18 protein-coding genes and 1 tRNA gene are annotated in these 19,979 nt (G+C 73.1%); 13 read left to right on the forward strand and 6 right to left on the reverse strand.

Going from position 1 to position 19,979, the window contains the following annotated elements:
* Positions 1-32 precede the first annotated feature (32 nt).
* The 3 genes from DQ237_RS15470 to DQ237_RS15480 are packed head-to-tail and all read right to left on the reverse strand — an operon-like array spanning position 33 to position 3,068.
* Positions 33-1,325: an MFS transporter gene (locus DQ237_RS15470; protein ID WP_113801033.1), complete on the reverse strand. Its 1,293-nt coding sequence runs from the start codon at positions 1,323-1,325 to the stop codon at positions 33-35.
* Positions 1,322-1,525 carry a hypothetical protein gene (locus tag DQ237_RS15475; protein ID WP_113801034.1) on the reverse strand — a complete coding sequence of 68 codons (204 nt, stop codon included), beginning with the start codon at positions 1,523-1,525 and terminating at the stop codon, positions 1,322-1,324. The genes DQ237_RS15470 and DQ237_RS15475 overlap by 4 nt, the downstream gene beginning before the upstream one ends.
* A 34-nt stretch (positions 1,526-1,559) precedes the next feature.
* Positions 1,560-3,068: a dolichyl-phosphate-mannose--protein mannosyltransferase gene (locus DQ237_RS15480; protein WP_113801035.1), complete on the reverse strand. Its 1,509-nt coding sequence runs from the start codon at positions 3,066-3,068 to the stop codon at positions 1,560-1,562.
* Between the two features lie 42 nt (positions 3,069-3,110).
* On the opposite strand from DQ237_RS15480, the gene rsmI reads away from it, so the two are divergent.
* Positions 3,111-3,950, forward strand: coding sequence for a 16S rRNA (cytidine(1402)-2'-O)-methyltransferase (rsmI, locus tag DQ237_RS15485; protein ID WP_113801145.1), 840 nt, complete (start codon positions 3,111-3,113; stop codon positions 3,948-3,950).
* 80 nt (positions 3,951-4,030) lie between these two features.
* Here the strand turns inward: rsmI and corA are convergent, their stop codons facing one another.
* Complete coding sequence (gene corA, locus DQ237_RS15490; RefSeq protein WP_113801036.1) at positions 4,031-5,152, reverse strand: magnesium/cobalt transporter CorA; 1,122 nt, start codon at positions 5,150-5,152, stop codon at positions 4,031-4,033.
* A gap of 132 nt (positions 5,153-5,284) precedes the next feature.
* Between corA and DQ237_RS15495 the strand changes: the two genes are divergently transcribed.
* From DQ237_RS15495 to DQ237_RS15530, 8 genes are all read left to right on the forward strand, one after another.
* A complete protein-coding gene (locus DQ237_RS15495; RefSeq protein ID WP_113801037.1) occupies positions 5,285-6,778 on the forward strand; it encodes an amino acid permease in 1,494 nt (497 codons plus the stop codon).
* A gap of 106 nt (positions 6,779-6,884) precedes the next feature.
* Positions 6,885-7,559: a hypothetical protein gene (locus tag DQ237_RS15500; RefSeq protein ID WP_113801038.1), complete on the forward strand. Its 675-nt coding sequence runs from the start codon at positions 6,885-6,887 to the stop codon at positions 7,557-7,559.
* A gap of 54 nt (positions 7,560-7,613) precedes the next feature.
* Complete coding sequence (gene metG, locus DQ237_RS15505; RefSeq protein ID WP_113801039.1) at positions 7,614-9,416, forward strand: methionine--tRNA ligase; 1,803 nt, start codon at positions 7,614-7,616, stop codon at positions 9,414-9,416.
* Positions 9,413-10,297, forward strand: coding sequence for a TatD family hydrolase (locus DQ237_RS15510; RefSeq protein WP_113801040.1), 885 nt, complete (start codon positions 9,413-9,415; stop codon positions 10,295-10,297). The genes metG and DQ237_RS15510 overlap by 4 nt, the downstream gene beginning before the upstream one ends.
* A gap of 50 nt (positions 10,298-10,347) precedes the next feature.
* Positions 10,348-11,187, forward strand: a complete 840-nt coding sequence (locus DQ237_RS15515; protein WP_240619668.1) for a hypothetical protein — start codon at positions 10,348-10,350, stop codon at positions 11,185-11,187.
* Positions 11,188-11,540: 353 nt separating this feature from the next.
* Positions 11,541-12,629, forward strand: a complete 1,089-nt coding sequence (locus DQ237_RS15520) for a resuscitation-promoting factor (RefSeq protein ID WP_113801041.1) — start codon at positions 11,541-11,543, stop codon at positions 12,627-12,629.
* 145 nt (positions 12,630-12,774) lie between these two features.
* Positions 12,775-13,503, forward strand: a complete 729-nt coding sequence (gene rsmA / locus DQ237_RS15525) for a 16S rRNA (adenine(1518)-N(6)/adenine(1519)-N(6))-dimethyltransferase RsmA (protein ID WP_240619669.1) — start codon at positions 12,775-12,777, stop codon at positions 13,501-13,503.
* Positions 13,500-14,429 carry a 4-(cytidine 5'-diphospho)-2-C-methyl-D-erythritol kinase gene (locus tag DQ237_RS15530; RefSeq protein ID WP_113801042.1) on the forward strand — a complete coding sequence of 310 codons (930 nt, stop codon included), beginning with the start codon at positions 13,500-13,502 and terminating at the stop codon, positions 14,427-14,429. Before rsmA ends, DQ237_RS15530 begins: the two co-directional genes overlap by 4 nt.
* Positions 14,430-14,436: 7 nt before the next feature.
* Here DQ237_RS15530 and DQ237_RS15535 read toward each other — a convergent pair whose 3' ends face one another.
* Both DQ237_RS15535 and DQ237_RS15540 read right to left on the reverse strand, forming a co-directional pair.
* Positions 14,437-15,066 carry a TetR/AcrR family transcriptional regulator gene (locus tag DQ237_RS15535; protein ID WP_240619670.1) on the reverse strand — a complete coding sequence of 210 codons (630 nt, stop codon included), beginning with the start codon at positions 15,064-15,066 and terminating at the stop codon, positions 14,437-14,439.
* Between the two features lie 26 nt (positions 15,067-15,092).
* On the reverse strand, positions 15,093-16,058 hold the full coding sequence (locus DQ237_RS15540; RefSeq protein WP_113801043.1) for an acyl-CoA desaturase: 966 nt from the start codon (positions 16,056-16,058) through the stop codon (positions 15,093-15,095).
* 232 nt (positions 16,059-16,290) lie between these two features.
* Here DQ237_RS15540 and DQ237_RS15545 point away from each other — a divergent pair.
* The 4 genes from DQ237_RS15545 (at position 16,291) to DQ237_RS15560 (ending at position 19,891) form a co-directional block, all read left to right on the forward strand.
* Positions 16,291-16,366, forward strand: a tRNA-Gln gene (locus DQ237_RS15545).
* Positions 16,367-16,410: 44 nt separating this feature from the next.
* Positions 16,411-17,919 (forward strand): bifunctional UDP-N-acetylglucosamine diphosphorylase/glucosamine-1-phosphate N-acetyltransferase GlmU, encoded by a 1,509-nt coding sequence (gene glmU / locus DQ237_RS15550; protein ID WP_240619671.1) that lies wholly within the window; start codon positions 16,411-16,413, stop codon positions 17,917-17,919.
* Positions 17,920-17,933: 14 nt separating this feature from the next.
* Entirely contained in the window at positions 17,934-18,914 is a 981-nt protein-coding gene (locus DQ237_RS15555) for a ribose-phosphate diphosphokinase (protein ID WP_113801044.1), read from the forward strand.
* Between the two features lie 260 nt (positions 18,915-19,174).
* The gene (locus DQ237_RS15560; protein ID WP_113801045.1) at positions 19,175-19,891 is read left to right on the forward strand and encodes a 50S ribosomal protein L25/general stress protein Ctc; all 717 of its coding nucleotides are present in this window, start codon (positions 19,175-19,177) and stop codon (positions 19,889-19,891) included.
* Positions 19,892-19,979: the final 88 nt, after the last annotated feature.

Genomic DNA, 19,979 nt, shown 5'->3' on the forward strand with positions numbered 1-19,979 from the left:
CGCCACCGTAGGCGGCGGGACCGGCAGGCGCGTCACGAGCGGCGAGCGGCCGCCGCGACGTGGAGCTCCTCGTCGATCGCACCTGGAGCGCCGCCGAACTCGTCGGCGACCTCGCCGGCCACGTCGTCCTCGGTCGGTGCGTGCCCGGCCATGTCGGCGTCGGCCCGGGCCAGCAGGGCGTGCCCCGTGCTCAGGACGATCACCGCCATCACCACCGCTCCGGCGCCGACCAGGAAGGGGACGTGGTCGGTCAGGTGCTCGGCCAGCTTGCCGGCGGCGAACGGCGCCAGACCACCGCCCAGGAACCGGACGAAGCCGTACGCGGCCGAGGCCACCGGGCGCTCGACCGGCGCCACGAGCATCACGGCCTGGGTGGTCAGCGTGTTGTTGATGCCGATGAAGATGCCGCTCACGATCACGGTGACGACCACGACGGCGCGGACGTCGGCCCAGATGCCCATGACGGCGAGGTCGACGGCGAACAGCAGCAGCGCGGCGTAGAGCGAGCGCGCGGTGCCGAACCGGTCCTGCAGCCGAGGGGCGCCGACGACGGAGAAGAGCGCGACGAACAGACCCCAGCCGAAGAAGACGAAGCCGAGCTGCAGGGCGGAGAGCTCCATCGGGTAGGGCGCGTAGCCCATCATCGTGAAGAAGCCCCAGTTGTAGAGCAGCGCGGTGAGGCTCATGGTCAGCAGCCCGCGGTGCCGCAGCGCCTTGATCGGGGCGCTCAGCCGGGTCGGGCTCGCGGGCTTCGGCGTCGGGTCGAGCAGGACGACGGTGGCCAGGAGGGCGATGGCCATGAGCCCGGCGACGCCGAAGAACGGCCCGCGCCAGCTGATGTCGCCGAGGAGGCCACCGATCAGCGGGCCGGTCGCGATGCCGAGGCCCAGGGCGGCCTCGTAGAGGATGATCGCGCCGGCGAACCCACCGGACGCGCTGGCCACGATCACCGCCAGCGAGGTGGCGATGAACAGCGCATTGCCCAGGCCCCAGCCGGCGCGGAAGCCGACGATCTGGTTCACGGTGTCGGAGAACCCGGCGAGCGCGGCGAACACCACGATGACGGTCAGGCCGGTGACCAGGGTCCGCTTGGCGCCCAGCCGGCTGGAGACCCAGCCGGTGCCGAGCATCGCGACGGCGGTGACGACGAGGTAGCTGGTGAACAGCAGGCTGACCTGGCTGGGCGTGGCGTCGAGCTGGGCGGAGAGCGCGGGCAGGATCGGGTCGACCAGACCGATGCCCATGAAGCTGACGACGCAGGCGAAGGCGACGGCGTAGACCGCCTTGGGCTGCTTGAACATGCTGGCACCGGCGGCGGAGCTCACCGGACCACCTCCAGGGTGTCGGGCCGGCGCCGCGCGTCGGCGAGCTGGGTGGGCGTGCGGCCGGCCTCGCTGAAGCGCGCGACGCCGAGACCGACGTCGCGGCGCGGCGCGGCCTGCACCGCGGGGCGGCGGACCGGGCGGTGGGGCGGGCTCAGCCGGAGGACGACGTCCTCGAGCCGGTCGACCGGTTCACCATGCACACCAACTGTTGTACAACCCAACCATGTCTTCGGGTCAGAACCATGACGGGAACCACATCCGCTGGACCCACTCGGCGTTCGAGAGCGGTTCCCCGGTCAGCACCGGCCAGAAGAAGACGAAGGTGCCCGCCACGACGGCCACGTACAGGCAGGCTGCACCCAGCCCGGCGCGGCGGCGCAGCCAGGAGGCGTCCAGCGGCCCGACGACGTCCTGCAGCGCGAGGGCCACCGCGAGCACGAAGAAGGGCAGCGCTGGCGCGATGTAGAAGATGAACATCGTCCGGTCCAGGTTGACGAACCACGTCAGCCACCCCGCCGCGATCCCGACGCCGGCGGTCAGCGCGGCCGGGTCGCGCCGCGCGATGATCCGCCAGAGCAGCCACAGCATCGCCGGGGCGAACACCAGCCAGAGCGTCGGCGTCCCGACCATGAGGATGTAGCGGATCGCCTGCTCGCCGTCGGCGTCGGTGAGCCCCTGCGGGTTCCACAGCAGGATCGGCCGCCCGTCGACGAGCCACGACCACGGGCCGGACTCCCAGGGGTGGGGAGTGGAGAGCCCGTTGTGGAAGCGCCACCACTCCGCGTGCTGGTGCCACAGCGAGCGGAGTGCGTCCGGGACCCAGGGCCACGCGGTGTCCGGGTGCTGCTGTGCCCAGGCCTTGCCCTGCGACGTCTCCCCGAGGAACCAGCCGGTGAAGCTCGCGAGGTAGGTGAGGACCGGGACGGTCGCCAGCGCCCACACCGCTCCGGGCAGCCCGCGGCGGGCGGTGGTCGCGGTGGGGCTGCGCACGCCGGCCTCCCGCCACGCGGCGCGGTCCCAGAACAGGGACAGGACGGCGAAGAAGGCCAGGAACCAGATGCCGCTCCACTTCACCGCGCAGGCGCAGCCGAACAGGAACCCGGCGGCGATGCGCCAGCCCCGCGGGCCGAGCCGGAACCCGCCCGCGCCGACCGCTCCGGCGGCCCGCACCCGTGCGCGCACGACGTCGCGGTCGACCACCAGGCAGGAGACGGCGGCGAGCACCAGCACCTGCAGGAAGATGTCGAGCAGGCCGATCCGGGACAGCGTGAACTGGAAGCCGTCGGCCAGCATCAGCACCCCGGCGAGGAGGCCGACGAGCGTCGATCCGGTGAGCCGGCGGGCGAGGCGGAACAGCAGCACGACCGCCACGGAGCCCGCCACTGCCGAGGGGAACCGCCAGCCGAAGGAGTTGTAGCCGAACAGCTGCTCGCCGAGGGCGATGAGCCACTTGCCCAGCGGCGGGTGGACGATGAAGGAGTAGCCGCGGTTGTACTCGTGGCCCCAGATCAGCAGCTCGCGGGCCTCGGGCGGGTAGTAGGCCTCGTCGAACAGCAGGTCCCTGGGGTAGTTGATCCCCCACAGCCGGGCCGCGAGCGCGACGAAGCCGAGCACCGCGGAGATGACCCAGGACGTCAGCCGGTCGGCCGGGAGCGGGGGCACGACCTGCCGGCGCGGTCCCGGCGCGCGCAGGCGGGTGGCCGGTGGTGCCGGGTCGACCGGTCCGGGAGCCAGCACCGCCATGTCGTCAGGGTAGTGAAGGGGTGCCGTGACAGGCTCGTGGTCGTGAGCGGACGGCTGGTGCTCGGCGGAGCACCCCTGGGACAACCCGGCGACGTCGGTCCCCGGCTGCGCGAGGTGATGGCGACGGCCGACGTCCTGGCCGTCGAGGACACCCGGCGGCTGCACCGGCTGGCTGCCGACCTGGAGGTCACCTTCACCGGCCGGGTGGTGACCTTCCACGAGTCGGTCGAGCAGGCGCGGCTGCCCGGACTGCTCGATGCGCTGTCCTCCGGATCGACGGTCCTGCTCCTGACCGACGCCGGCATGCCCTCGGTGTCCGATCCCGGGTACACGCTGGTGCGCGCCGCGATCGAGGCCGGCATCGACGTCACCTCGGTGCCGGGGCCGTCGGCGGTGACGACGGCGCTCGCCGTCTCCGGGCTCCCGGTCGACCGGTTCTGCTTCGAGGGGTTCCTGCCGCGCAAGGCGGGGGAGCGCCGGTCGACGTTCACCGCGCTGGCCGACGAGCGCCGCACGATGGTGTTCTTCGAATCACCCCACCGGCTGGCCGACGCGCTGGCCGATGCCGCCGCGGTGCTCGGCGACGACCGGCCGGCGGCGGTCTGCCGCGAACTCACCAAGACCTACGAGGAGATCCGGCGCGGGGGGCTGGCCGAGCTCGCGGCGTGGGCGGCCGAGGGCGTGAAGGGCGAGATCACCCTCGTCGTCGCCGGCGCGCCCGAGCGCGTGGTGGAGCTGAGCGAGGCCGAGATCGCCGCCGCGGTCGCCGCCGAGGAGGCCGCCGGGGCCACCCGCAAGGACGCCATCCGCGCCGTCGTCACCCGGACCGGCCTGCCCAAGCGCACCGTCTTCGACGCCGTCGTCGCCGCCAAGACCCCCTGACGCCGTCAGTGCACTGATCGTGGTGACGGCGCGGTCATCACCACGATCGGTGCACGGTCGCGGCGCCGAGCCGCGAGGGATCAGAGCCAGCCGTTGCGCTTGAAGCCGCGGTGCAGGAAGAAGCAGGCACCCAGGATGACCAGCCACACCAGCAGGTAGCCGTAGCGCCAGTGCAGCTCCGGCATGTGCTCGAAGTTCATCCCGTAGATGCCGGCGATCGCGGTGGGGACCGCGACGATGCCCGCCCACGCCGAGATCTTGCGCATGTCCTCGTTGTCGGCCATCGACGTCCGCGCCAGTGACGCCTGCAGGATGGAGGTCAGCAGCTCGTCGAGGCCGTTGACCTGGTCGCGCACGCGGATCGCGTGGTCCAGCACGTCGCGGAAGTAGGAGCGCATCGCGTCCGGGACGACGTCGACCGGCCGCTCGGCGAGCTTCTGCAGGGGCACCTCGAGCGGGGAGACCGCCCGCCGCAGGGCCATGAGCTCGCGCTTGAGCTGGTACAGCCGCCCGATGTCGTCGGTGCGCTCGGGGCTGAACACCGACGCCTCCAGCTCGTCCACGTCCTCCTCGACCGCCCCGGTCACCTCGACGAAGGTGTCGACCACCAGGTCGGAGACGGCGTAGAGGACGGCCGAGGAGCCGAGGCAGAGCAGCTCGCGCTGCTCCTCCAGCCGGTGCCGCAGGTCGGTGAGCGGGCTGTGCTCGCCGTGCCGCACGGTGATCACGTAGTGCTCGCCGAGGAAGACCATCACCTCGCCGGTGTCGACGACCTCGCTGGTCGCCGTCAGCTGCTCGTGCTCCACGTAGGTGGCGGTCTTGAGCACCATGAACAGCGCATCGTCGTAGCGCTCGAGCTTCGGCCGCTGGTGGGCGTAGACGGCGTCCTCGACGGCCAGCGGGTGCAGGTCGTAGCGCTCGGCGATCGCCCCCAGCTCCTCCTCGGTCGGCGCGTAGAGCCCGAGCCAGACGAAGCCGCCGCGCTCCTCGGCCATGCGCAGCGCGTCCTCCGGCGCCACGGCCTCCTGCCGCCGTCCGTCCACGTAGACCGCGCAGTCGACGACGGCTGGTACGTCGGGCCGGCGGGTGGGCGCGCGGCGCTGACCGCCGGCCGGCCGCGGGCGCAGCGTCGGCGGCTCGCCGGGGGGTGCCTCCGAGGGCAGCTCGAGCGGGGCGGCCGGTGGCGTCTCACCAGCGGTCATCGCAGGCACCTCCTCACGGATCCACCGGACCGGACGGGACAGCAGCGTAGGCGTGCGGCCCTCCGGTGCCCGTGCCACGCTTCCTGCAACACACGACGCCGGCGCCCCGCCGGCCGACGGAGGAGGACACCCGTGGCCGGCACGACCCACCGCATCAAGTCGGTGGAGGAGTCCATCCGGGACACCGACGAGCCCGAGCACCGGCTCAAGCGGAACCTCTCGGGCCTGGACCTGACCATCTTCGGCGTCGGGGTGATCATCGGGACGGGCATCTTCGTGCTCACCGGGGTGGTGGCCAAGGAGCAGGCCGGCCCCGCCGTCTCCGTGTCGTTCGTCATCGCCGGGATCGTCTGCGGCCTCGCGGCGCTCTGCTACGCCGAGTTCGCCTCCACCGTCCCGGTCGCCGGCTCGGCCTACACGTTCTCCTACGCGACCTTCGGGGAGTTCCTCGCCTGGATCATCGGGTGGGACCTGGTCCTCGAGCTGGCGCTGGGTGCGGCCACCGTGGCCGTCGGCTGGTCGGGCTACCTCGGGCAGCTGCTCGGTGACCTCGGGCTCTCGCTGCCCAGCGCGATCGCCGGGGACGACGCCAGGGTGGACGTCCCGGCGGTGGCCATCGTGCTCGCCATGACCGCCGTCCTGGTCCTGGGCATCAAGCTGTCCTCGCGGGTCACCGGCGTCATCGTCGCGATCAAGGTGGCCATCGTGCTGCTGGTCATCGTCGTCGGCGCCTTCCACCTGACCGCGGACAACTACACGCCGTTCGTGCCGCCGGCGCAGGCCGCGGCGGAGGGATCGGCCGGCTGGCACAGCCCGCTGATCGAGCTGCTCGGGTTCGCCCAGGGGACCTTCGGCTGGGGCGGGGTGATCGCCGGCGCCAGCATCGTCTTCTTCGCCTTCATCGGCTTCGACGTCGTGGCCACCGCCGCCGAGGAGACGAAGGACCCGAAGAAGGACCTGCCCCGGGGCATCATCGCGTCACTGGTCATCTGCACGCTGCTCTACGTCGCGGTGTCGCTGGTCGTCGTCGGCATGCAGAACTACACGGAGCTCAGCACCGAGGCGCCCCTGGCCAACGCGTTCTCCGCGCAGGGGATGCCGGTCTTCTCCGGGATCATCTCGCTCGGTGCGCTGGCCGGGCTCACCTCGGTCGTGATGATCCTGATGCTCGGCCAGTCCCGGGTGCTGTTCGCCATGAGCCGTGACCGGCTCCTGCCGCCGGCGATGGCGAAGGTCCACCCCTCGTACGGGACCCCGTACCGGATCACCATCGGCACGGGGGTCGTGGTGGCGGTGCTGGCCGGCGCCGTCCCGTTGGACGTGCTCGCCGAGCTGGTCAACATCGGCACGCTGTTCGCGTTCCTCCTCGTCTCCCTCGGCGTCGTGATCCTGCGCCGCACCCGGCCGGACCTGCCGCGGGCGTTCCGGGTGCCGTTCTCACCCGTGCTCCCGGTCGTGTCCGCGCTCGCCTGTCTCTGGCTCATGCTCAACCTGCCGGCGGAGACCTGGGCCCGCTTCCTGATCTGGATGGTCGTCGGCGTCGGCTTCTACTTCGTCTACGGGCGCGGGCACAGCCGGGTGGGCCGCGCGCGGGGCGCCGAGGTGACCTCGGCCACTCGGACCTGACGTTCCTCACCCTCCGGGGTGAGAAATCGCGAGCCCCGGCTCAGGCCCGGGGCGAGCGGTCCCGTCCTGACCGGAGACACCGTCCACCGGTCAGGGAGAGAGTTTCGTGGCGATCAGCGTCCTCGATGTCCGCGGCACCGTCGCGGGTCCGTCCGTCCGCACGGAGCGGTCGGTCGACGACGTCGCCGCGGGGACCGAGCTGCGCCGGGTCCCTGCTCCGGCGCTGTTCGCCGGCCTCCTCTCGGTGCTCCAGGCCGTCGGTCTGCTCGCGACCGGGCTCACCCAGATCGACGGCGTCCTGTCCTCCGCGGTGCGGCCGGCGGGGCTCCTGGTCGTCGGGGCGCTGCTCGCCCTGGCGGGCTGGATCGTGCTGGCGGCCGGTGGCGGCGCGGCGCTGGTCGACGGCACCACCCGCCGCCTGCTGGTCGCGACCTCGGCGGTGGAGCTGTTCGTCGTCGCCCTCGTCGGCGTCATCGCGGTCGTCCAGCCGCTGCCGGAGGTGCTGACCTACGGCCTGCCGGTCCCGGTGGCCTTCGCCGGCGCCATCGCCCTTCCGGTGGCCAAGCTGCTCCTGGCCGACGCCCCGTCGGCCCGGCGCTGGGTGACCCAGGGCCGGCGGCTGCGGACCCGGCGCCCCGGCCCGGACCCCACGCGTGCCTACCGCGGTCTGTGCGCGGCCACCCTCGGGGTCATCGCCCTCGGCCTCGGCGCGCTGACCGTGCTCACCCCGGTGCAGCCCCACCCGGAGAGTCCCGCGTCGAGCGTCGTCTACCACCCCTGACCGCACGCTCCGCACGACCGGGGGCCGGAACGGCGTTCCCCGTACTGTTAGGCCGTGAGTGATCGGCACATCCTGACCGCAGTCGCCTGGCCCTACGCGAACGGGCCGCGGCACATCGGCCACGTCTCCGGGTTCGGCGTCCCCTCCGACGTCTTCAGCCGCTACCACCGCATGGCCGGGGACAAGGTCCTCATGGTCAGCGGCACCGACGAGCACGGCACCCCGATCACGGTCGCTGCCGACGCCGAGGGCATCACGCCCCGGGAGATCGCCGACCGCAACAACCGGCTCATCGTCGGCGACCTGCAGTCCCTGGGGCTGAGCTACGACCTCTTCACCCGCACGTCGACGGCGAACCACGCGCAGATCAGCCAGGAGATCTTCCTCGGCCTGCTGAAGAACGGCTACGTCTTCCCGAAGACGACGCTCGGCGCGATCAGCCCCTCGACCGGCCGCACCCTGCCCGACCGCTACATCGAGGGCACCTGCCCGATCTGCGGCTACGACGGCGCGCGCGGGGACCAGTGCGACAACTGCGGCAACCAGCTCGACCCCATCGACCTGATCAACCCGGTCAGCAAGATCAACGGCGAGACGCCGAAGTTCGTCGAGAGCGAGCACTACTTCCTCGACCTGCCGGCGTTCACCCGCGCGCTGGGCGACTGGCTGGCCACCCGCACCAGCTGGCGGCCGAACGTCCTCAACTTCAGCGTCAACCTGCTCGAGGACCTCAAGCCGCGCAGCTACACCCGCGACATCGACTGGGGCGTGCCGGTCCCGCTCGAGGGCTGGCGCGACCGCAACGACAAGCGGATCTACGTGTGGTTCGACGCCGTCGTCGGCTACCTGTCGGCGTCGATCGAGTGGGCCCGCCGCTCCGGTGACCCGGACGCGTGGCGGCAGTGGTGGCAGACGCCGGACGCGGACGCCTACTACTTCATGGGCAAGGACAACATCGTCTTCCACTCCGAGATCTGGCCCGCTCAGCTGCTCGGCTACAACGGCGAGGGCGACAAGGGCGGGACGCCGGGCTCGCTCGGCCGGCTGAACCTGCCGACCGAGGTGGTCTCCAGCGAGTTCCTCACCATGGAGGGCAGGAAGTTCTCCAGCAGCCGGCAGATCGTCATCTACGTGCGCGACTTCCTCGCCCGCTACGACGCCGACGCGCTGCGCTACTTCATCGCCGTGGCCGGCCCGGAGAACCAGGACACCGACTTCACCTGGGAGCAGTTCCGCCGCCGCAACAACGAGGAGCTGGTGGCCGGCTGGGGCAACCTGGTCAACCGCAGCGTGTCGATGGCGGCCAAGAACGTCGGCGCGATCCCGACCCCGGGCGACCTGACCGACGACGACCGCGCCCTGCTCGCCACGACGTCGGGAGCGTTCGGCACCGTCGGCGAGCTGCTCTCGCGCAACCGGCAGAAGGCCGCCATCGGCGAGGCGATGCGGGTGGTCGGCGAGGCGAACAAGTACCTGTCCGACCAGGCGCCGTGGAAGCTCAAGGAGGACCCGGCCCGCCGGGACACCGTGCTGCACACGGCGCTGCAGGCGATCAAGGACTGCAACGGCCTGCTGACGCCGTTCCTCCCGCACTCGGCGCAGCAGGTGCACGAGCTGCTGGGTGGCGAGGGCACGTGGTCGGTGGCGCCGGAGATCCACGAGGTCACCGACCTCGACGACGGCTCGCCGTACCCGATCATCACCGGCCCCTACGACCAGGGGCAGGCCGTCTGGGCCTCCACGCCGCTGGCCGCCCCGGGCACCCCGCTCGCCGCTCCGAAGCCGATCTTCACCAAGCTCGACGAGTCGGTGGTGGCCGAGGAGCTCGCCCGCCTGGAGGAGGGCACGCAGCAGTGAGCCGCTCGGCTGCGTCCCGTGCCAACAAGAGGGGCGAGCCGCCGCCCTCGCCGGAGCCGCTGCCGGCCCCGGCCCTGGACAGCCACACCCACCTGGACATCGTGCTGGGGGAGCGGCCGGCGGACGGCGAGCACGGCGAGTGGGCCGCCGACGACGCGGTCGACGCCGAGATCGCGGCCGCCGCGGCGGTGAACGTCACCCGGCTCGTCCAGGTCGGGGTCGACGTCGCGTCGTCGCGTTGGTCGGCCGACCTGGCCGCCCGGCACCCGAGCGTGCTGGCCGCCGTCGCGATCCACCCGAACGACGCCGGCGCGGGCAACGCCGACGACGACGCCCTCGCCGAGATCGACCGGCTCGCCGCGCTCCCGCGGGTACGGGCCGTGGGGGAGACCGGCCTGGACCGCTTCCGCACCGGCGAGGAGGGCTGGGCGGCCCAGGAGGCGTCGTTCCGTGCGCACATCCGGATCGCCAAGGAGCACGGGGTGGCGCTGGTCATCCACGACCGGGACGCGCACGAGGAGATCCTCCGCGTCCTCGAGGACGAGGGGGCCCCGGAGCACACGGTGTTCCACTGCTTCTCCGGGGACGCCGCCTTCGCCAGGGCCTGTGTCGAACGCGGTTACGTGCTCTCCTTCGCCGGCACGCTCACGTTCGGCAACGCCGGCTACCTGCGCGAGGCCGCGGCGCTCACGCCCGCCGGTCAGCTGCTGGTGGAGACGGACTCGCCGTTCCTCACCCCCGTGCCGCACCGCGGCCGACCCAACGCCTCCCGGCTGGTGCCGCACACCGTGCGGGCGCTGGCCGAGGTGACCGGCATCGAGCTCGTGGAGCTGTGCTCGACGCTCACCGCGAACGCCGAGCGCGTCTTCGGCCGCTGGTAGCGGAACCGCTGCCGGGGTCCACGCGAGCGCAGAAGGGGGACAATCGCACCGTGGGCCGTCTCATCGCTGTCGTGCTCTTCGTCGCCCTGCTGGTGCCCGGGGTGCTGCTGGCGCGTGCCTGGGGGCTGGCCGCCGGCCGGCGGGTCGTTGCCGCGGCGGGCGTGGAGTTCGTCGAGCCGACGGCGGAGGGTGCCCTGACCTTGCGGCGCCAGGCCGCCCACGGTCGCCGCTGGCGCCGGCTCGGGCTCCTGCTCGGCCTGGCCGGCATCGTGGGCAGCGTCGTGCTCTTCGCCGAGGCCTCGGTCTTCCTCTGGCTGCCCGCCCTGGCGATCGGCCTGCTGGCCGGCGTCCTGCTCGCGGAGGCGACCCGGCCCCGGCCCCGCTGGAGCCTCGCGTCGCCTCCGCGGCGCCCCCGGCAGGGCGAGCAGATCTCGGCCTGGCTGGTCTGGGCCATGCGCGCCGTCGTCGCCGGAGAACTGCTCACCGCCGCGCTGATGGCCGACGCCGGCGACCTCGGCGCCCATGTCGGGCCCGTCGTGGTCGGGATGCCGCTGCTCGCCTGGCTGCTGGCGGAGACCGCCCTGCTGCGGGCTCTGCTGCGCCCGATGCCGGCCGCCGGCGCCGACGTCCCCGTGGACGAGGCCCTCCGCACCTGGACCGCGCACCTGGCGACCGCCGCGGCGAGCGTGGCGGCACTGCTCCCGTTCGGCACCCTGCTGCTGCGGGCCGGACTCGACCGGGGCGACCGCGTGGGCGACGGTCTCGACGTCCTCCCGGTGGCCCTGGTCGCCGGAGGTTTCTCGGCGCTGGCCGCCGGGCTCGCGGTCGCCGGCTTCCTGGTGACCTGGCTGCGGCCGGTCCGGTCGGCGGCTCCCGCTCTCGCCGGCTGACGGGCGGGCCGCGTTGCCCGCTCGTCCCGATGCCACACCGTGTGCTTGGTCACGGCCAGGGGACGGCTGGCCACGGCAGTCACACCGGCCTCACCCGGCACGGCGCTCACACAGTGCACCGGCGCGCCCACGGAATGCAATGAGAGGCAACTGCTTCACTCGTTGTGCACCGTTGCCACGCGCTCAGTGTTCGTTATCGTGTCGTGACCGACAGCCGGGGTGGAGGAATGACCCGGGTGGCATCCCCGCTCCGGCACCCCGGACGGCCGCTGCTCGAGTCGGCACCGGTGGCCGGGCCGCTACCCGCGGCGTGGTCCCTCTCCTGCCCGGGTTCTGTGACCCCTGGAAGTGTCGTGCGCCGCTCCCTTCAGCTCAGCCTCTTCGCCCTCGTCCTGCTCGGACTGGTGGGTGGGACGCTGGCCTTCTTCATCGCCCAGAAGTCCGTCACGCTCACCGTCGACGGACAGACCCGCGACGTCGGCACGTACGCCGACACGGTGGGCGACGTGCTGGAGGACGAGGGCCTCTCCCTCGCCGCGCACGACGTGGTGCTGCCCTCCCCGGACGCGCCGCTGGGTGACGGCGACGCCGTCGTCCTCAACCGGGCGCGCCCGCTGAACCTCACCGTCGACGGTGTCTCGCGGGAGGTCTACGTGACCGCGCTGTCGGTCGACGAGGCGCTGGACCAGCTCGGGCTGCGCGCTGACGGCCTGGTCGTCTCGGCCAGCCGCAGCGATCGACTGCCGCTCGAGGGCATGCAGCTGACCGTCACGACCCCCAAGGAGGTCGTGCTCGTCGCCGACGGCCAGGAGCGCGTGGTCGTCACCACCGCGGCCACCGCCGGCGACCTGCTCGCCGAGCAGGGCATCGCCCTCAGCCAGACCGACCGCACCAGCCTCCGGCTGGAGCAGGGTCTGCTGAACCGGATGCGGCTGCAGGTCTTCCGCGTGCAGGTCTCGGAGATCACCGAGACCACGCCGGTGGCGCACGGCCGGGTGGAGACCAAGGACGACGCCGCGTTCCAGGGCGACGAGAAGGTCACCCAGCCCGGTGTGGACGGCGAGCAGCAGACCACCTGGCGGGTCACCGTGGTCGACGGTCGCGAGACCGCCCGCGAGAAGCTCGCCAACAGCGTCACCCGCAAGCCGGTCGACGAGCTCGTCACCGTCGGCACCAAGGCCCGTCCGGCCAACAAGCCGACCGCCGACGGCCTGAACTGGGCCGCCCTGGCCAAGTGCGAGTCCGGTGGCCGCCCCAACGCGGTCAGCGCCTCGGGCAAGTACCGCGGCATGTACCAGTTCTCGCAGTCGACCTGGAACGGCGTCGGCGGCACCGGTGACCCGGCCGCCGCCTCGGTGGAGGAGCAGACCTACCGCGCCCAGCTGCTCTACCAGCGCTCCGGCGCCGGCCAGTGGGGCTGCGGCAGCCACCTGTTCGACTGAGCTCCCGCTGAGCACCACACCTGAGCAGACCGACGGGCTGCTGGGCCCCGCCGCCATCCGCGAGCTGGCCCAGCAGCTCGATCTGCGTCCCACGAAGACCCTCGGGCAGAACTTCCTGCACGACGCGAACACCATCCGCCGGATCGTGCGCACCGCCGAGGTGCGCCCCGACGACGTCGTGCTCGAGATCGGCCCGGGCCTGGGGTCGCTGACCCTGGGCCTGCTGCCGGCGGTCGCCCGTGTCACCGCGGTCGAGATCGACCCGCGGCTGGCCGGGCTGCTGCCCGACACCGTCGCGGCCCGTCGTCCCGACCTCGCCGACCGGCTCACCGTCGTGCAGGCCGACGCCCTGCGGATCACCGAGCTGCCCGGGCCGCCCCCCACGGCGCTGGTGGCGAACCTGCCCTACAACATCGCCGTGCCGGTGCTGCTGAACATGCTCGAGCTGCTGCCGACGCTGGACCGCGCGCTCGTGCTGGTGCAGGCCGAGGTGGCCGAACGGCTGGCGGCCGGACCCGGCTCGGGCGCCTACGGCATCCCGTCGGTGAAGGCCGCCTGGTACGGCGACGTGCGCCGGGCCGGCAACGTGGGCCGGCGGGTGTTCTGGCCCGAGCCCAACGTCGACTCCGGTCTGGTGTCCCTCGTGCGGCGACCGCCGCCCGACGGCGACCGCGAGGCCACCTTCGCCGTCGCCGACGCCGCGTTCGCCATGCGTCGCAAGAGCCTGCGGGCGGCGCTCGCCCGCTGGGCCGGGAGTCCGGCTGCGGCCGAGTCACGGCTGCGGGCCGCGGGCATCGATCCCACGGCTCGCGGTGAACAGCTGTCGGTGGCCGACTTCGCCCGGCTGGCCGCGACCGATCCGGTGCTGCCGTGACGGCGGTCGTCGTGGCGCGGGCGCCGGCCAAGGTCAACGTGCACCTCGGCGTGGGCCCGCTGCGGGAGGACGGCTTCCACGAGCTGCACACCGTGTACCTCGCCGTCTCGCTCTTCGACACCGTCGAGGTCGGCCCCGGGGACGGGCTGGCGCTGAGCGTCGCCGGCGAGGGGTCCGGAGTGGCCGACGGGCCGGGTGCCGTCCCCGGCGACCGGACCAACCTCGTGTGGCGGGCCGCCGAGCTCCTCGCCCAGCACGCCGGTGTCCCCGCGGACGCCTCGCTGGCCGTCACCAAGAGCATCCCCGTCGCCGCCGGGCTCGCCGGTGGCAGTGCCGACGCCGCGGCGACGCTGGTCGCCCTGGACGCCTTCTGGGGAACGCGCGTCGCCCGGGAGGACCTCCTCGGTCTCGCCGCCCGGCTCGGCAGCGACGTGCCGTTCAGCCTGGTCGGCGGCGCCGCGCTCGGCACCGGCCGCGGCGAGCAGGTCTCGCCCGTCCTCGCGGAGGGGACGACGCACTGGGTCCTGGGCATCGCGGGGGAGGGGCTCTCCACGCCGGCGGTCTACGGCGAGCTCGACCGGATGCGGGCCGCGGGGCAGCTCCCGGCGGTCACGGGGGCGGCGACCGCCGAGCCGGTCCTCGCTGCGCTGCGGTCGGGGTCGGCCGGTGAGCTGGGCCCGGCGCTGGCGAACGACCTGCAGAGCCCGGCCCTGAACCTGCGGCCGGGACTCCGCAGAGCCCTGCGTGCCGCAGCGGACGCCGGCGCGCTCGCCGCGCTGGTCAGCGGATCCGGACCGACCGTGGCGGCGCTGGCTGCCGACGAGGAGGCGGCGGTGCGGCTGGCCGCCGAGCTCGCCGGGACCGGCGTGTTCCGGACGGTGCGGGCGGTGGCCGGGCCGGTACCCGGCGCACGCCTGGTCGCCTGACGTCTCGCTAGGAGCCCGTGGGCGGGTCCCGGAGATCGAGGTGGGACAGCCCGTCGTAGGCCAGGCTCACGAGGCGTGCGGCCACCTCGTCCTTGGCCGGACTCCGGGTGTCCAGCCACCACTGGCCCGTCAGCGCGACCATGCCGACCAGGGCCTGGCTGTACAGGCCGGCCAGGCCCGCGGGGCGGCCGCGTTCGGTGAAGTGCGCGCCCAGGAGGTGCTCGACCTTGCGGGCGACCTCGCCGATGAGCGAGCCGAACGGTCCGCCCCCACTGGTGACCGGCGCATCCCTGGTCAGCACGCGGAAACCGTCGGTGTCGTCCTCGATGTAGTCCAGCAGCGCCAGCGCGGCTCGTTCGAGCAGGTCACGGGGATGCCCCGGCGCCGACAGCGCGGCGGTGAACCGGTCGAGCAACCGCTGCATCTCGCGGTCGACGACGTCGGCGTGCAAGCCCTCCTTGCCGCCGAAGTGCTCGTAGACCACCGGTTTGCTCACCTGGGCCCGCGCGGCGATCTCCTCGACCGAGGTCGCCTCGAAGCCCTTCTGGGCGAACACGCCCCGTCCGACGTCGAGCAGCTGGCGCCGCCGCTCGGGACCGGACATGCGCACGCGGGAGGGGCCGGCGGGAACCCCCACCGGCCGCTCCCGGGAGTCCGACGCCGTCAGGAGACCGCGGCTTCGGCAGTGCGCCGCTTGGCCGCCAGGCGCACCGGGTCGGGCCACTTGACGTGCCACGCCCAGCCGAGCTTCTCGAAGATCCAGATGACCCGGGCGCTGATGTCGATCTGGCCGCGCAGGACGCCGTGGCGGGCGCAGGTCGGGTCGGCGTGGTGCAGGTTGTGCCAGGACTCGCCGGCGCTGAGGACCGCCAGCGGCCAGAAGTTCGTCGCCCGGTCCCGGCCGGGGGAGACGAAGGGGCGGGCCCCCACCACGTGGCAGACCGAGTTGATCGACCACGTGACGTGGTGCAGCAGCGCGATCCGCACGAGGCCGGCCCAGAAGAAGGCCGACCAGGCGCCGGCCCAGCTCCCGGTGACCAGGCCGCCGATGACGGCCGGGAGGAACAGGCTGATCCCCGCCCAGACCACGAACATCTGGTCGGTGCGGACGAGCGCGGAGTCCTTGAGCAGGTCGGGCGCGTAGCGCTCCATGTTGGTCTTGCGCCGCTCGAACAGCCAGCCCAGGTGCGCGTGGAACATGCCCTTGAGCAGCGAGCGCAGGTCGGTGCCGTAGCGCCACGGGGAGTGCGGGTCGCCGTCGCGGTCGGAGAAGGCGTGGTGCCGACGGTGATCGGCCACCCACTGCACCACCGGCCCCTGGATCGCCATCGAACCGGCGACGGCGAGGCCGAGCCGCAGCGGCCGCTTGGCGCGGAACGAGCCGTGGGTGAAGTAGCGGTGGTAGCCGACGGTCACACCGAGCAGGGTGAAGAAGTAGAAGCCGACCGCGAGGCCGACGTCGAGCCAGGAGAGTCCCCAGCCCCAGACCGCCGGGACCACCGCGGCCAGTGCCAGGAACGGCACGATCACGATGACGTACAGGGTCACGATCTCCAGCACGCTCTTGCGCCGGCCGATCGCGTTGGCCGGCAGCCCTTCGTGGGGCGCCGCCTGACGCGGGGGAGACATGGGCCGGGTTCGAGCAGGAGCGGACAAGGGGCCTCCGGGGCGACCGAGGGGGAAACGGCGGGCGCACGACGGGCCCGGCTACGTGGCCGTAACCTACGGCACCGTAGGGCGACCGGCGACCCGGGCCGCGGATCCCGCGGTCGGCCGGGCAGGTGCTCCCACGGGGCGCCGGGCCCTAGGCTCGCTGGGGGCGCCGGGACGACCGGTGCTGCCGGGCCACCACGGCCGGCGATGGGGGATGGGGTAATCGGCAGCCCGCCGGCCTTTGGAGCCGGGAAGTCTCGGTTCGAGTCCGAGTCCCCCAGCCAGGTCACCCAGCCAGCAGCTGCGCCGACGCCGACCGAGGAGATCCGTGACCCACGCCCAGCCGGTCCCCGCACCCGCCGCCCCGACGGTCGCCGCCGTCGTCGTCCTCGCCGCCGGGCAGGGCACGCGGATGCGCTCGTCGTCGCCCAAGGTGCTGCACACCCTGGGTGGTCGCAGCATGCTCGGGCACGTCCTCGCCGCCGCCGCCCCGCTCGCGGCCGGCGTGACGGTCGTCGTGGTGGGAGCAGGCCGCGAGCTCGTCCGGGAGCACCTCGCCGCGGTGGCCCCGGAGGCCCTGCCGGTGGTCCAGGAGGAGCAGCGCGGGTCCGGCCATGCCGCCGCCGTCGCGCTCGCCGCGGTACCCGAGCTGAGCGGTCCGGTCCTGCTGGTCAACGGCGACGCCCCCCTCCTGCGGACCACCACGGTCGCCGCGCTGGTGGAGGAGCACCTGCGCGCCGGCAACGCGCTCACCGTGCTGACGGCGGAGGTCGAGGACCCCACGGGCCTGGGCCGGATCGTCCGGGACGCCGACGGCTCCGTCGTGGCCATCGTCGAGCAGCGGGATGCCACCGACGAGCAGCGCGCGATCCGTGAGATCAACGCCGGCGTCTACGTCGGTGACGCGGCTGCCGTCCGCTCCGCCCTGGGCCGGATCGACGCCGACAACGACCAGGGCGAGCTGTACTTCACCGACGTCCTGGGTCTGCTCGTCGAGGACGGCGCCCGGGTCGGCGGCGTGGTCGCGCAGGACCCGGACGACGTCCTGGGCTGCAACGACCGGGTGGAGCTCGCCGCCCGGCGCCGGACGCTCAACGACCGGGTCCTCGACGACCTGATGCGCAGCGGCGTCACCGTCGTCGACCCCCTGACCACCTGGGTCGACGTCACCGTCACCGTGGGTCGCGACGCCGTCCTGGAGCCCGGCACCCACCTCCAGGGGGTGACCTCCGTGGGTGACGCTGCCCACGTGGGCCCGGACACCACGCTGGTCGACACCGAGGTGGGCGAGGGGGCCAGCGTGGTCCGCGCCCACGCGGTCGGTGCCAGGGTCGGCGCTCGGGTCTCCGTGGGCCCGTACGCCTACCTCCGCCCGGGCACCGACCTGGGTGCCGGGGCCAAGGTCGGCACCTTCGTCGAGACCAAGAACGCGCAGGTGGGAGAGGGGTCGAAGATCCCGCACCTGTCCTACGTGGGTGACGCGACGATCGGTCGGGGGACCAACATCGGGGCCGCCACGGTGTTCGTGAACTACGACGGCGTGGCCAAGCACCACACGACGATCGGCGACCACGCCCGCACGGGGGCCGACAACATGTTCGTGGCGCCGGTCACCGTCGGGGACGGCGCGTACACCGCCGCGGGGTCGGTCATCACCTCCGACGTGCCCCCCGGGGCGATGGCCGTCGCTCGGGCACCGCAGCGCAATGTGGCAGGCTGGGTGCGTCGCCGACGGTCCGGAACGCCCGCTGCGGAGGCCGCGGCAGCGGCCGAGGGCCGGGCCGGGGCACCCCGGGAGGAGTCGTCCGGGCCCTCCCGTGCGGACCACGACAGCTAGGGACAGCGAAGCCGATGAGTGCGATCCGGCAGACGACGAACAAGAGCCTGATGCTCTTCTCCGGTCGGGCCTACCCGGCGCTGACCGACGAGATCGCCGGTCACCTCGGCGTGACGCCCACCCCGACCGCGTCCTACGAGTTCGCCAACGGTGAGCTCTTCGTGCGGTTCGAGGAGTCGGTCCGCGGGTGCGACGCCTTCGTCGTCCAGAGCCACACGGCGCCGATCAACACCTGGCTCATGGAGCAGCTGATCATGGTCGACGCGCTCAAGCGCGCCTCGGCCAAGCGGATCACCGTCGTGGCCCCGTTCTTCCCCTACGCCCGCCAGGACAAGAAGCACCGCGGTCGCGAGCCGATCTCCGCCCGCCTGGTCGCCGACCTGTTCAAGACCGCGGGCGCCGACCGCCTCATGGCCGTCGACCTGCACACCGCCCAGATCCAGGGCTTCTTCGACGGGCCGGTCGACCACCTCTTCGCGATGGACCTGCTCGTCGACGAGGTCAAGCGCAAGTGGGGCCACTGCGACCTCACCGTCGTCTCGCCCGACGCCGGGCGGGTGCGCGTCTCGGAGCGGTGGAGCGACAAGCTCGGCGGCACCCCGCTGGCCTTCATCCACAAGACGCGCGACGTGACGCGTCCCAACGAGGTCGTCGCCAACCGCGTGGTCGGTGAGGTCGAGGGGCGGGTCTGCGTCCTGGTCGACGACATGATCGACACCGGCGGGACGATCGTGAAGGCCGCCGACACCCTCTTCGCGCAGGGCGCGGCCGACGTCGTCATCGCCGCCACCCACGGCGTGCTGTCGGGGCCGGCGGTCGACCGGCTCAAGAACAGCCGGGTCAGCGAGGTGCTGATCACCAACACGCTGCCCATCGAGCCGTCGCGGCAGTTCGACAAGCTCACCGTGCTCTCCATCGCCCCGTTGCTCGCCCAGGCGATCAAGGCCGTCTTCGAGGACGGCTCGGTCACCAGCCTCTTCGGCGGGGAGTCGTGACATGGCGGTCCTCCGGACCGCACCGCGACCGCGGGACGTCCCCGGCGTGAGCTGAGCCGCGCCGCGGGGACCCTCCGGGCCCCGCTCCGCGGCGCCGGAACGGCACCTGGCCGCGGTACCCGGCCGAAGGCCGGGTACAGTCCAGCACAGCCCGGCGAGGGAGCGGTTCGTCCGACTCCGTGATCGACGTGTGCCCCCAGGGGTGTGCTGCGCTCGCGCGCCGGTCGCAGACCGATCCACCTTCTGAGGAGCACATCACCGTGGCTGACTTCCGTCTCGAGGCCGAGACCCGCACCGAGTTCGGCAAGGGCAGCGCCCGCCGCACCCGCCGCGCCGGCCGCATCCCCGCCGTCCTCTACGGGCACGGCAAGGACGTCGTCCACCTGTCGCTGCCCGCGCGCGAGTTCGCCGCGGCGCTGCGCAACGGCGGGTCCAACGTCCTGCTGACCGTCGTCCTGGACGGCAAGGAGCAGCTGGCCCTGACCAAGGCCGTGCAGCGCGACCCGCTGACCCGCGTCCACGAGCACGTCGACCTGGTGATCGTCCGCCGCGGCGAGAAGGTCACCGTCGACGTCCCGGTCCTGACCGTCGGCGAGACCACCGCCGACGTGCTGGTGAGCATCGAGCTCAACACCGTGTCGCTCGAGGTCCAGGCCACCGCGATCCCCGAGTCGATCGAGGTCGACGTCACCGGCCGCGGTGCCGGTGAGGGCGTGACCGCCGGTTCGCTGACCCTGCCGAAGGGCGCCACGCTGGTCACCGACGCCGAGGCCCTCGTCGTCAACCTGATGGCTGCTCCCAGCGCCGAGGCCCTCGAGGCCGAGCTGGCCGAGGCCGAGGCCGAGGCCGGCATCGAGCGCGAGGAGTCCGACGAGGCCGCCGAGGGCGCCGGCGAGGGCGACGTCGTCCCCGAGCCGCAGGACCAGGGCAGCGGCGAGTCGATGGACTCGGCGGAGAAGTCCGCCGACAACGGCTGAGGTCTCCGCTGACCGAGAGCACGACCCGCGGGGGCGCCGGCACTGCCGGCGCCCCCGCGGCGTCCCCGCCGTCCGAAGGCCCCTTCCT

It is taken from the genome of Blastococcus sp. TF02-8 (assembly GCF_003319175.1).
Classification (GTDB): Bacteria; Actinomycetota; Actinomycetes; order Mycobacteriales; family Geodermatophilaceae; genus Blastococcus.